Annotated in this window: 13 protein-coding genes and 1 pseudogene; 7 read left to right on the forward strand and 7 right to left on the reverse strand. The window is 45.2% G+C overall.

The window, feature by feature from the left end; all coding sequences use genetic code 11:
* Positions 1–25 precede the first annotated feature (25 nt).
* A complete protein-coding gene (locus ACZ1GZ_RS01145; protein WP_472666590.1) occupies positions 26–325 on the reverse strand; it encodes a chorismate mutase in 300 nt (99 codons plus the stop codon).
* A gap of 167 nt (positions 326–492) precedes the next feature.
* On the opposite strand from ACZ1GZ_RS01145, the gene ACZ1GZ_RS01150 reads away from it, so the two are divergent.
* On the forward strand, positions 493–1,452 hold the full coding sequence (locus ACZ1GZ_RS01150; RefSeq protein ID WP_472666591.1) for an ornithine cyclodeaminase family protein: 960 nt from the start codon (positions 493–495) through the stop codon (positions 1,450–1,452).
* Here the strand turns inward: ACZ1GZ_RS01150 and ACZ1GZ_RS01155 are convergent.
* A complete protein-coding gene (locus tag ACZ1GZ_RS01155) occupies positions 1,449–2,102 on the reverse strand; it encodes a TenA family protein (protein WP_472666592.1) in 654 nt (217 codons plus the stop codon). The genes ACZ1GZ_RS01150 and ACZ1GZ_RS01155 overlap by 4 nt on opposite strands.
* Before the next feature lie 174 nt (positions 2,103–2,276).
* On the opposite strand from ACZ1GZ_RS01155, the gene ACZ1GZ_RS01160 reads away from it, so the two are divergent.
* Both ACZ1GZ_RS01160 and ACZ1GZ_RS01165 read left to right on the forward strand, forming a co-directional pair.
* On the forward strand, positions 2,277–2,975 hold the full coding sequence (locus ACZ1GZ_RS01160) for a TspO/MBR family protein (RefSeq protein ID WP_472666593.1): 699 nt from the start codon (positions 2,277–2,279) through the stop codon (positions 2,973–2,975).
* Between the two features lie 128 nt (positions 2,976–3,103).
* Positions 3,104–3,364 (forward strand): hypothetical protein, encoded by a 261-nt coding sequence (locus ACZ1GZ_RS01165; protein ID WP_472666594.1) that lies wholly within the window; start codon positions 3,104–3,106, stop codon positions 3,362–3,364.
* Between the two features lie 102 nt (positions 3,365–3,466).
* On the opposite strand, the gene leuC is transcribed toward ACZ1GZ_RS01165, so the two are convergent.
* Positions 3,467–4,876, reverse strand: a complete 1,410-nt coding sequence (leuC, locus tag ACZ1GZ_RS01170; RefSeq protein ID WP_472666595.1) for a 3-isopropylmalate dehydratase large subunit — start codon at positions 4,874–4,876, stop codon at positions 3,467–3,469.
* Between the two features lie 365 nt (positions 4,877–5,241).
* Between leuC and ACZ1GZ_RS01175 the strand changes: the two genes are divergently transcribed.
* The 4 genes and pseudogenes from ACZ1GZ_RS01175 to ACZ1GZ_RS01190 all read left to right on the forward strand — a co-directional run bounded on the left by ACZ1GZ_RS01175 (position 5,242) and on the right by ACZ1GZ_RS01190 (position 9,272).
* A complete protein-coding gene (locus tag ACZ1GZ_RS01175) occupies positions 5,242–5,967 on the forward strand; it encodes a phosphoadenylyl-sulfate reductase (RefSeq protein ID WP_472666596.1) in 726 nt (241 codons plus the stop codon).
* A 3-nt stretch (positions 5,968–5,970) separates the two neighbouring features.
* Positions 5,971–6,887 (forward strand): annotated as a pseudogene (cysD, locus tag ACZ1GZ_RS01180) (sulfate adenylyltransferase subunit CysD).
* The gene (gene cysN / locus ACZ1GZ_RS01185; RefSeq protein WP_472666597.1) at positions 6,887–8,350 is read left to right on the forward strand and encodes a sulfate adenylyltransferase subunit CysN; all 1,464 of its coding nucleotides are present in this window, start codon (positions 6,887–6,889) and stop codon (positions 8,348–8,350) included. The pseudogene cysD and the gene cysN overlap by 1 nt, the downstream one beginning before the upstream one ends.
* A gap of 139 nt (positions 8,351–8,489) precedes the next feature.
* Positions 8,490–9,272, forward strand: coding sequence for a class II glutamine amidotransferase (locus tag ACZ1GZ_RS01190; protein ID WP_472666598.1), 783 nt, complete (start codon positions 8,490–8,492; stop codon positions 9,270–9,272).
* A gap of 12 nt (positions 9,273–9,284) precedes the next feature.
* On the opposite strand, the gene ACZ1GZ_RS01195 is transcribed toward ACZ1GZ_RS01190, so the two are convergent.
* The 4 genes from ACZ1GZ_RS01195 to ACZ1GZ_RS01210 form a co-directional block, all read right to left on the reverse strand.
* Positions 9,285–10,304 (reverse strand): AbrB family transcriptional regulator, encoded by a 1,020-nt coding sequence (locus tag ACZ1GZ_RS01195; RefSeq protein ID WP_472666599.1) that lies wholly within the window; start codon positions 10,302–10,304, stop codon positions 9,285–9,287.
* The gene (locus ACZ1GZ_RS01200; RefSeq protein WP_472666600.1) at positions 10,301–10,939 is read right to left on the reverse strand and encodes a GntR family transcriptional regulator; all 639 of its coding nucleotides are present in this window, start codon (positions 10,937–10,939) and stop codon (positions 10,301–10,303) included. The genes ACZ1GZ_RS01195 and ACZ1GZ_RS01200 overlap by 4 nt, the downstream gene beginning before the upstream one ends.
* Positions 10,940–11,079: 140 nt before the next feature.
* Positions 11,080–11,562, reverse strand: coding sequence for an L-2-amino-thiazoline-4-carboxylic acid hydrolase (locus ACZ1GZ_RS01205; RefSeq protein WP_472666601.1), 483 nt, complete (start codon positions 11,560–11,562; stop codon positions 11,080–11,082).
* A 3-nt stretch (positions 11,563–11,565) separates the two neighbouring features.
* Positions 11,566–11,940, reverse strand: coding sequence for a VOC family protein (locus tag ACZ1GZ_RS01210; RefSeq protein WP_472666602.1), 375 nt, complete (start codon positions 11,938–11,940; stop codon positions 11,566–11,568).
* Between the last annotated feature and the right edge of the window lie 56 nt (positions 11,941–11,996).

Consider the following 11,996-nt stretch of genomic DNA (forward strand, 5'->3'; position numbering starts at 1 on the left):
GAAAAGCTGAAAGGGCTTAAAAGAGCTATTTACCGAGGACTTTTTCTTCTTTTGCGATTGACCATTCAATCAGATCACGCCAAACGGTTTCGGCAATTTCCGGATCAAGATTGTTTTGTTTTGCAAGCTGCTTAACGTTATCAACGACCTCTTCAACGCGTGAGGTAATTCTTGCAGGCATTTTTTCACTTTGCTTAAGCACAGCAGCACGGTCGATATAAGTTGTACGCTTTGCGATCAATTCAATAAGCTGACGATCAAGCTGGTCAATTTCCACACGCAATTCTGCCATAGAGCCGCAGTCTTCAGGAAGTTTTTGTGTCATTTATCGCTCGTTTTTAGATGAAGTAGCAACCTCTTATCACCACCCTTTACCATCAATCAACCCAGCAAAATGCCGCAATTAAAGTCACGATGCATAGGATGAAAAACTCTATGAATTGATGGTTAAGTCTGTTAGCCAATACCCACCAATTAACCAGGAACCAAACCGTGCTATTATTAAATCGCTCTGAGATTGAACAACTTGTTGATTTTGATCTTTCTTTTGATGAGATCACATCTGCTTATATCGCGACGAGCAAAGGCGAGGTTAATCTTCCACCGGTGGGTCACATCACATTTCCTGATCATAGTGGTGATTGTCATATCAAGTATGGTCACGTCAAAGGCGATGAATTTTTCGTCACTAAAGTTGCCACCGGATTTCCCAATCTAGGTAAAAACGACTTACCAAATGGCAATGGAATATTGTTGGTTTTATCAGCGCAAACTGGTCAAGTGATGGCCATGCTGCACGATGAAATGCATCTAACTGATGTACGCACAGGAATTGGTGGCGCTATCGGATCACACCTATTAGCAAAAGCCACATCTGAAAAAATGTTGATAGTGGGAACGGGCATTCAGGCTGAGATGCAAATTAGAGCCCATGCTGCAAAGTTTAATCAAACACTGGAATTTAGCATTTGGGGTCGAGATACTTTAAAGGCTCAGTCTCTTAAATCGCGCTTGGATAATTCGCTCAATGTTTCAGTCGTAACGGATTTAGAACAAGCTTGCCGACAAGCTGACATCATTGTGACAACGACAACCAGCAGCACGCCCTTTATTAAAGCTGAATGGATTACTCCTGGCACGCATATATCTGCTATTGGCGCGGATGCGCCGGGTAAACAAGAGCTGATGTCCGAGGTCTCAGAATTGGCCGACGTTATCGTTGCAGATTCAATATCCCAATGTATCGATCATGGCGAAATTGAAGAAGCAGCAAAACGGGGTTTGATCGACCAAACCGCGGTCCTAGAGCTTGGCAACATTCTGACAAACCCGAAGCTTGGGCGCAAATCTGATGATCAAATCACACTTGCAGATTTCACAGGAATTGCAGCGCTTGATATCGCTATGGCCAAAATCATTTGGCGATCATATCATCAAACAAAAGACGGTTAAGCGCGAGACTGATAGCTCGCGTTAAAAAAATCAACTTCGCAATCAACCGCTTTACCAAACATCTCTTCCGCTTTTTCGCGTTGTGCGTCATCAAGATCGCCCCAGGCTTTATCAAGCTGATCGCGTAGATAATTCACCACGCCCTCAAAGCCCTCACCACAATGAAGATCGATCCATTCGGAAAACCAAAACGGCAAGTTTTCATTGTAATTCTCATAGCGCTCTGCCCAAGACAGATAAGTCCATTCCGCAACTACAAGCACAGCCAACATCTGCTCATAACGCCCGGATGTTTGTGCGTCATACATTAAATCTTGAAATGCTGTTGTCTCTGGAGCAGGCGCAAGATTGCGCTCTTCCTCTGTCATGTCTAGCGCATCAAACGAACGCAGGAAATATGTGTTTTCTGGGCCGGTGATCACAGCTAAAAACTGCGCTGCGGGCACACTGTCCGCAAGACATGGTGCATGCGCGATGGCTGTCGCAAGCAACCTGACAAAGCGATCGATAAATTGATAATCCTGCGCCAAATACCATTTCATTTTTTCAATCGGCAAGGTGCCATCAGCCAGTTCTTTGCAAAAAGCGTGGTCAGTTGCGATGTCCCACTGAGATTGAAACTTTTGACGTAGCTGCTGAGTGGCTTGCATGACTTTTCCTCGATACATTGAACTGGACTTAGTTGTAACGGGAAATAGATGAACCGCAAACTTAAGGCAACACTGAATTAATCAGAACATTGAACCAAGATCAGAAACCAAATACATCTTTTCCCGATGGCTGATCGTATAAAGACATATCGCTATTTAAATAAAGATAAAGCCATGAAACCAATCTTGATCCTAATCGCTGCAATCGCATTTGCACTTACGCCATTTCTATTGCCAGAATTTGGAGGCTTTGACCCAGAGCTTTATCCAGTTCCACAAAATAATCCTGCCGTACAACCTGCCGGATGGGCATTTGCGATTTGGGGCATAATCTATTTAGCGCTCATCTTTCACGGCGCTTATGGATTGATAAAACGCAAGACAGATCGGAGTTGGGATAACGGTCGCTTGCACTTATTCATCTCGCTTGCCATTGGGGCAATTTGGCTACCCGTTGCCTTCGTCTCACCCATCTGGGCAACAATTTTGATATGGGCAATGCTCATCACAGCTTTAATGTCACTTTATCAAGCCCGGAGCGCCACACCAAAATGGGCAGCGTCCTGGCCTGTCGCACTTTATGCAGGTTGGCTAACGGCAGCATCCTTTGTATCCATCGGTTTAGTCCTCGCCGGTTATGGTTTCATCGGTGAAGTGCCGGCCGCCATCATTGCATTGATGTTGGCAACACCGTTTGCGGTTATCAATATATACAAACTCAGACACTGGACGTATGGCGCTGCGATTGCATGGGGTGTGATTGCCATTGCAGCGAATAATTGGGACAGTAATTCCATGCTGGCATGGCTATCTGTTGTAATCGCTGTCATTATCATCGGCACAACGATTTTACAGGTGAAACGAACGCACTAGCTATAAATAGATAAAGCCTAAATATCCCGTCCAAGATATTTTAGAACACTTGTGTTTATAAAGCACCAGTGCCATATCAAAACGAGACGCGAGCACCATAAAATTCACACGCGTTAAGGAGCTGACACTTGGCCGAAGAAACCCGCTACATTATCCAAACCTATGGTTGGCAAGACGCTAAAGGCGGAGCTCCGGCAAAGCTTGTGATCACCGATACCAAAGAAGTACCCTCAGAAGCAGATGCTATTCGCAAGGCTGAACGTATCCACCAGTTTAGCACCGAACATGTCGGCGTTGATGCTTATCGGTTAACCGTTGACGATGAAGCGGGTGAATATAGCGAACCAGAGTTTTTCGTGCGGCTTGGTGAAGTCCCTGATCTGGACTAAACTTACAAAACTCTCAAAGATAACGTCTAAATCCCAAGCACAAAAAACCGGACAGGCTCTCACCCATCCGGTTTTAATAATTATGCAAAATTTAAGAGCGGCTTAAAGCTCGCGCACATCCACAAAGTGGCCGTTAATTGCAGCAGCGGCTGCCATTGCAGGTGACACAAGGTGTGTTCTACCTTTAAAGCCCTGCCGACCTTCAAAGTTACGGTTTGATGTTGATGCGCAACGCTCTTCAGGCTTTAGACGATCATCATTCATCGCCAAGCACATGGAACAACCTGGCTCACGCCATTCAAAACCAGCTTCCTTGAAGATCTTATCCAAACCTTCTTTTTCAGCCATTGCTTTCACCAAACCAGAACCCGGCACGATCATAGCGTTCACACCTTCTGCAACTTTTTTGCCTTCAACAACTTTGGCAACAGCACGGAAGTCTTCAATACGGCCATTTGTACATGAACCAATGAAAACACGATCAATGCTAATGTCCGTGATTTTTGTACCTGGCTCAAGACCCATATATTGAAGCGCACGCCATTTAGAAGCACGTTTGTTCTCATCTTCAATCTCATCTGGATTTGGTACAACACCTTCAACAGAGATCACATCTTCAGGTGATGATCCCCAAGAGACGATTGGCGGCAGGTTAGCAGCATCCAAAACAATTGTCTTATCGTAATGTGCACCTTCGTCAGACGCGAGTTTCTTCCAATATTCTAAAGCATTATCCCAGTCTTCACCTTTCGGTGCACGTGGCTTGTCTTTGAAATATTCGTAGGTTGTCTCATCAGGAGCAATCAAACCAGCGCGCGCGCCGCCTTCAATTGTCATATTACAGATGGTCATACGACCTTCCATTGAAAGTGAACGGATCGCTTCACCCGCAAATTCGATCACATAGCCAGTACCACCAGCTGTGCCAATCTCGCCGATGATGGCAAGAATGATATCTTTCGCTGTCACACCTTCAGGCAATTGACCATCCACACGCACAAGCATGTTTTTAGCTTTTTTCTGGATCAATGTTTGCGTTGCAAGCACGTGCTCAACTTCAGATGTTCCAATACCATGCGCCAATGCACCAAATGCACCATGCGTTGATGTGTGGCTATCACCACATACGATTGTTGTACCAGGAAGTGTAAAGCCTTGCTCCGGGCCGACAACGTGTACGATACCCTGACGGACATCGCTCTCATTGAAATATTCAACACCAAACTCAGATGAGTTATTGGCCAAAGCTTCAACCTGTATACGGCTCTCTTCGTTTTTGATACCTTCGTAACGGTCAGCAGTTGTTGGAACATTGTGATCCACAACAGCAAGTGTTTTTTCAGGCGCGCGTACTTTGCGGCCCGTCATACGCAAACCTTCAAAAGCTTGCGGGCTTGTCACTTCGTGAACGAGGTGGCGGTCAATATATAATAGACAAGTGCCATCATCCTGAGTGTCGACCACGTGGTCGTCCCAGATTTTGTCATACATAGTGCGTGGAGTATCAGTCATTTTTTTGTCCTTGAAATATGAAAAGCGATTAAAAACGGTAAGTCAGTTTCAGACCTAACCGTTTCCTCGCCCAGCGCTGGTGACAGCGAGCAAAAAACGAGAAGGCAAGCGTTTATGATCATCAATCAAGATGATCTTTCCCTGCCGATTTTGCGTTAATAAGTTCATGACGTGCTCATAGCAATCTTTGTCCCAAGAGGCAATTGAGTGTTTAATTTTATATTTCGCAAACTGAATGCCCCTTCCGAGAATATCGCGATCATAAGATACCTCTATTTGCAATAATTTTGGCAAAAAATACCTTTAAAGTTAAAAAATGAGACTTATGATGGGGCCAATTATTATTCAATAATAGAGCCAAAATTATGTCTTCAAAACAGGTCGCCCTTGAATTTGATCAGCAGCTCGCTGCGTTAAATATATCACAACGTATTGAATTTATTGACAATTTTACCAAAAATGCAACATTTACAACAAGCTTAGGCAAAGAGGACCAGCTCATTACGCACCTCATTGATGCTGGTACGCATAATATTTCCATCGCCGCGATCAATACGAGAAGATTATTTCCACAAACGATCGAACTTTTAAACACCACGCGACAAAGATATCAGACCAAAATCAACGAATATCTCCCTGACAATAAGAATGTAAAATCCTACGAGGACAATTTTGGCGCAAACGGATTTTATGAAAGCGTTGAAGCGCGCCATGAATGCTGCCGCATTCGTAAACTTGTGCCGCTTGAACAGATACTAAACCCAGCTGACGCGTGGATCACCGGTTTACGTCGCGAACAATCCAACAATCGTTCGCATGTTCCGTTTTGTGAATGGTCTGAGAAATATCAGGTTCTCAAATTCAATCCGCTCGCCGATCTATCATCGCGAACAATGGACGACCTGATTGCTAAATTTAACGTTCCTATCAACCCGCTTCACAACAAAGGCTTCCCCTCCATCGGGTGTGAACCATGTACACGCGCCATTAAACCGGGCGAAGACGAACGCGCCGGACGTTGGTGGTGGGAAAACGACAATTCACGCGAATGCGGTCTCCATCAAAGAAAAACTCTTGAAACAAACGAATAAATTATGACTGATACAAATACAAAACCGCCACTCGATCCGCATTTAAAGGCGCTTGAGAACGAAGCAATATATATTTTCCGAGAGGTTGCAGCCGAGTTTCAAAACCCGGTTATGCTCTATTCGGTGGGAAAAGACTCATCCGTGCTGCTACATCTTGCGCGCAAAGCATTTTTTCCCGGACCCATCCCGTTTCCGCTTCTGCACGTAAACACCGGATGGAAATTTACCGAAATGATCGCCTTCCGAGACCAAATTGTATCGGACTATGGCCTCGATCTCATCTCCTACACAAATCCGCGTGGACCTGCGGAAAATATCACCCCGTTTAACCATCCGCGTTACACGGATATTATGAAAACCGAAGCCCTGCGCACGGCACTTGATAATGGCGGTTATGATGCAGCCTTTGGCGGGGCGAGACGCGATGAAGAAGCATCCCGCGCCAAGGAGCGGATTTACTCCTTTCGTAAATCAGATCACACTTGGGACCCACGCAATCAGCGCGCTGAACTTTGGTCGATTTATAACGGTGATATTTTCAAAGGCGAGAGCGTTAGAGCCTTCCCTTTATCCAACTGGACCGAGCTTGATATCTGGCAATATATTAAAGCTGAGGATATTCCAATCGTTCCGCTTTATTACGCAAAAGAACGCCAATTTGTTGAACGCGATGGCATGATCATCCTTGCTGATGATGAACGCTTAGAACTCGCGCCCGGCGAAGTTGTCCAAAAAGAAAATATCCGTTTTCGAACCCTAGGGTGTTTCCCGTTAACGGGTGGCGTACGTTCAACAGCATCCGATATTGACGAGGTCATTGCAGAGATCCAAACAGCGACAACGTCTGAACGACAAGGTCGCGCAATTGACAAAGATAAAGCCGGTTCCATGGAACTGAAAAAAGAGAAGGATATTTCTGATGAGCGTCGCTGAGAAAATTTCAGAAACTGAATTACAAACAAATATACAGAGCGCCGCAACGCTGGCTGCGAAAAATTCTATTCCTTTGCGCTTTATCACATGCGGCAGCGTGGATGACGGCAAGTCAACTTTAATCGGTCGATTATTGTGGGACACCAAAGCTGTGTTTGACGATCAAATCGGCGCGATTGAAAAACAACCGGGCCAGATTGGTCATGCTCATGGCTCACTTGAATTTGCTAATCTACTTGATGGTCTACAAGCCGAACAAGAGCAAGGCATCACCATTGACGTGGCTTACCGGTATTTTTCAACGCCGAAAAGATCATTCATCGTTGCGGACACCCCAGGTCATGCTCAATATACCAAAAATATGGTGACCGGTGCGTCAACAGCAGATCTTGCTGTTTTGCTCATCGATGCACGATCGGGCATTTTGGAACAGACACGCCGTCACGCCAATGTCGTCTCATTAATGGGTATCAAGCAAGTCGTTTTGATCATCAACAAAATCGACCTGATTGATTATGATCAGGCACGCTTTGATGAAATCAACGCTGAATTTACAGCGCTTGCAAAATCATTTGACTTCACATCCATTACCGCTATCCCGACCTCTGCAATCAATGGTGAAAATGTCGCCTTCCCGGCGTCTGAAAATATGCCTTGGTATGAAGGAAAAACGCTTCTAGAAACGCTTGAATTAGCGCCTAAATCAAACCCACGTTCCATGGGTTTTCGTTTTCCCGTTCAGCGTATTTCAAGACCGGATGAAAGTTTTCGCGGCTATCAAGGCACGATTGCCGCAGGATCGATTAAACCCGGTGATCCAATCACTGTGCTTCCATCTGGTGAACAGGCAAATGTTAGCAAAATTGTAACCTTCGACTTGGTCAGAAATGCTGGCGTTCAGGGTGATGCAGTGACACTGGTGCTCGATCGTCAGATCGATATTTCACGTGGTGATATGATCGTCTCAAACGATGACAAACCCAATCTTGAATATTCTTATAAAGCTCAGCTGATTGCACTTACCGATCATGGGGTTCAGCCCGGCAAACAATATTGGCTAAAATCCAATACGCGCAAACAATATGTCATTGTAACCGCTGAAGAAACGCTCAATCTGGACACCGCTGTTTGGGAAACTTCTGATAAAATTGCGCTTAATGATCTTGCAAATGTGCAGCTAGATTTTTCTACTCGGATTGCCTTTGACACCTATCTCGATAACAAGACAACAGGGTCCTTCATTCTCATTGATCCTGACACAAATAATACGATTGCTGGCGGCATGATCACCAATGCGATTGATAATGTCGAGAGATTGGCTGCCAAGGACGAAACAAAGCTTCTATCATTTACGATCCCAAGCGGCTTAGTAGATGAATTCTACAAATCGGAATTCTACCAGAAGCACAAGAATGATATTGAGAATATTACGACACAACCCAAGTCATAATCATATAAATATCCCACAGAATTGAAATATCTGGGTAAACATCTCAGACTTTTCCAATTAAGCGGAAAATTTGGGAGGTAATACCCAGATTATTATGGCATAATCATCGTATCTCATCATCAAAAGGACATACGGTTTAATGTGTCGACTAACTGCCTATCTGGGACCAGATATTCCGCTAGAACGGATCATAGTTCTACCCAGTCATTCATTGCTCCAACAAAGCCAGCAAGCCAATGAAGCAAAGCTTGCAGTAAACGGCGATGGATTTGGGATTGCCTGGTATTCTGACGAGACACATCCTGGACTATATCGTGATGTTCTTCCTGCATGGTCAGATGGCAATCTGACCAGCCTATGCCGGATGATCAAATCAAGGTTGTTTTTAGCACATGTGCGCGCCTCAACAGTTGGCGAAACGACACGCTCCAACTGCCATCCTTTTACATTCAAAAACTGGTCCTTTGCCCATAATGGACAAATCGCCGAGTTTGGAAATATCCGTCGCGGGCTAGAGGCTGACTTGTCCGATGATTTATATAATCATCGAAAAGGCACGACAGATTCTGAATTGTTCTTCCTGCTGGCCTTGCAATTTGGATTGCAGTCCGATCCGCAAAAAGCGATTGAAACAACCATTGCAAAAATCCGCGATGCGCAAAATGCTTTGGGTAAAAAAATCCGAGATCCCAACCGAATAGCTTGCGTCTTTTCTGACGGTGAAAACGTTTATGGATTTCGCTGTTCAAGCGACCGCAAAAGCCCAACGCTTTATGCCTCAGGTGATCTAACTTCCGGCGGCCACGCGTTAGCGTCAGAACCTTTAGATGGCACAATGGATAATTGGACAACCATCGACGAGGGCCAGTTTGTAAAAATGAACAAAGACGGCGTTGAATATTCTCAGCTTGTAGTTGCCTAAACTCAAGTTCAGCTATTTTGTGAAGCGCGCAAATAATGGCGCGCCGAGAATGACCATCACAATACGTACAAGATGATGCGCCACAACATGCGCAACATCTGCGCCAGCGACAATGGCAATCACCGCCATTTCTGCTTGCCCGCCTGGTGCGAAAGATAGCAACGTATCAATGTCTGTACCCAAACCTAGCAACAAAATCACTTCGATAAATATACCACTGATTATTGCCAGAACCACGCAAAACCCAATGGCTGCGGTGATATCATGCCGGATCTCTTTCATGGTGATCCCGACATATTTAACACCGATCCCAAGGCCGATGAAAAACTGCGCTAAAAGAATTGCTTCAGTCGGTGGTCTCACCTCAAGCACGCCGGACAATGACAACGTCATGGCCACAATCAAAGGGCCCAAAATGCTGGCACCAAAAAGCTTGATTTTCCTTGCACCCCACCACCCAAAGGCCGCACAAAAAACCATGATTGCTATTTGTGAAAGGGGTGTTTGCTGGGCAGAAATTCCCGGCGAGATCGTCAAATCCACATCTCGATAGAACTGCAAAAAGAAAGGCAGCACGGCAACAATTACCAACACTCGTGTCGCATGGATCAATGATAACGCGCGCACATCGCCGCCCGCTTCCTCGCCAAAGGCAAGCATGTCCTGCAAGCCCCCAGGCATGGCCGCATAAAAACTCGTTGGCTTATCAAATCCAGCGAAACGAAAATAAGGAACACCCACAAGACCGATGACAATCAACATGAGCGGGACAAAAGCGACGCTGCCAATCATCGTATCAAGCCGGGTGAACAATTCCGGCGTAATTGAAGCGCCAATGGCAACGCCCAAAATTGTCCGCATAGAATCCGATACCGGCTTAATGCCGGACATTGGAACACGCGCAATCGCAGCGATTAAACAAAAGAAAATCGGCCCCAGCAAAAAGGGCAGTGGTATACCTAAATATGAGAAGCTGACAGCACCGGCTAAGGAGATAATGATAGCGATGGATAAAGTGACATACCGGTTCATTCGCGCAAGGCCTTTAAACGATAAATCAGCGATGATTCAATATGAGATCCCGCAACCTCAGCTGCCAGTTTTTCATCGCGTGCTTCCATAGCATCAATGATTAAAGCATGTTTTTCACAGACCGACTTAATCCGAGATATACCTTCAAGCGTGGTCGGACCAAGAACAAGCAGAGCGTTAGACAGCGATTGAAAAGAAGCGAGCAAAAAGCGATTGCGTGCGGCATTAAAAATACATCGATGAAAGAGCTCATTAAGCCGCGCAACTTCCCGCGGATTACCAGAGGCTTTTAGCATCGAAGAATTGAGCTCTTTCATCTCTTCAATTTCAGCTAGTGAAGCATGTTTGGCTGCCATGGATGCGGCCGTTCGCTCCAGAACTGCCCGCATTTCATAAAGCTCAACAACTTCTTGATGAGACAGCGATTTAACAACAGCACCAATGCGCGGTTGATGCTCAATCAATCCATCATTTTCAAGACGTTTAATGGCATCGCGCACCGGTGTACGGCTGAGGCCAACAAGCTCAGCTATTTCGGTTTCTCTAATACGGGTACCAGGCGCTAACTGCCCAGATCTAATTGCCTCATATAACTTTTGATAGGCGCGATCGGAGTTGGAGATTTTGTCATTCATGGGTTTTAAACTTGAAGATCATCAAAGATATTTAAATTGTATACATTTGCATACAATTTGTAAATAGACACAATCACGTTTGTGAACTGGCCAAGTTGGGACAATTAAATTGGTTAGAAAAGGTTTGCTGTAGAACCTATTTAGGTAGCGCCATCATCTTCCCAGCGATAGCGAAAATCACAATGGCTCTTGCCTTCCATAATCGTCTGCGTGCGATCGAGCTTGATCTTGGGATTATAGCCCGTGCAAAACGTACCATCACGCCCACAAGACAAGATGTGCCCAATATCCGCTAAATCCATCTCGCGATACATCTCAGCATATTTACAGCGTGTGACATTATAATGAACTTCATGCTCATCTTCTTTGAGCATCTCGACTTCCAGCGCACCACCTGCTTTCCATTGCGGCAATAACGCATGGAAACTATGAAGGGTGGCGTCTCCCTCTTCGCTCTCAGCATAAGCGGCGGCTTGCTCCATCGAATCCTTTGTGATCGCAGTTTGCAAGATCGAATTAGCCTCGGCCTTACCTAGCCGCGAAGCCATTTCATCATAAATTGGCTTGATAATATTAGCTTCAATTCGGCGCTGCTCAAGAATGGGTAAATCTGTTTTCGCCATGGTCTAAATCTCAAAATCAATATGGATGTGATTTCCGTCCGGATCAAACACATTATACTGACGAATGCCCGCTTTTGGTGGCTCTCCACAGCGGTAGTCTATGCCGCGTTCTTCCAAGAGCGCTTTAAATGCATCTTCATCTGTCGCGGAAAAAGCAAAATGCTCAAGCTTCAAATTCACTTCTGAACCAACTGTGTCATCAGTATCTATTTCAACCAAATGCACGACCGGATAATCACCCGCATACATCCATGCCCCACCAAATGGAAAGTTTGGCCGCCATCCAGATTTCAATCCCAAAATATCGCTATACCATGCAATAAGCGCATCTAACTGTGTGGTTTGAATATTGACGTGATCAAGACGTTTAATGGTCATTGGGATCTCTTGCTTTAGTGTGATTGTGTCGTCAGATTATGTAATATTGATGCAAT

This window comes from Lentilitoribacter sp. JB5-8 (assembly GCF_055693385.1).

Coding starts and splice junctions, on each gene's coding strand:
- ACZ1GZ_RS01145 (WP_472666590.1), bottom strand. CDS start 325: ATGACACAAAAACTTCCTGAAGACTGCGGCTCTATGGCAGAATTGCGT.
- ACZ1GZ_RS01155 (WP_472666592.1), bottom strand. CDS start 2,102: ATGCAAGCCACTCAGCAGCTACGTCAAAAGTTTCAATCTCAGTGGGAC.
- ACZ1GZ_RS01160 (WP_472666593.1), top strand. CDS start 2,277: ATGAAACCAATCTTGATCCTAATCGCTGCAATCGCATTTGCACTTACG.
- leuC (WP_472666595.1), bottom strand. CDS start 4,876: ATGACTGATACTCCACGCACTATGTATGACAAAATCTGGGACGACCAC.
- ACZ1GZ_RS01175 (WP_472666596.1), top strand. CDS start 5,242: ATGTCTTCAAAACAGGTCGCCCTTGAATTTGATCAGCAGCTCGCTGCG.
- cysN (WP_472666597.1), top strand. CDS start 6,887: ATGAGCGTCGCTGAGAAAATTTCAGAAACTGAATTACAAACAAATATA.
- ACZ1GZ_RS01190 (WP_472666598.1), top strand. CDS start 8,490: ATGTGTCGACTAACTGCCTATCTGGGACCAGATATTCCGCTAGAACGG.
- ACZ1GZ_RS01195 (WP_472666599.1), bottom strand. CDS start 10,304: ATGAACCGGTATGTCACTTTATCCATCGCTATCATTATCTCCTTAGCC.
- ACZ1GZ_RS01200 (WP_472666600.1), bottom strand. CDS start 10,939: ATGAATGACAAAATCTCCAACTCCGATCGCGCCTATCAAAAGTTATAT.
- ACZ1GZ_RS01205 (WP_472666601.1), bottom strand. CDS start 11,562: ATGGCGAAAACAGATTTACCCATTCTTGAGCAGCGCCGAATTGAAGCT.
- ACZ1GZ_RS01210 (WP_472666602.1), bottom strand. CDS start 11,940: ATGACCATTAAACGTCTTGATCACGTCAATATTCAAACCACACAGTTA.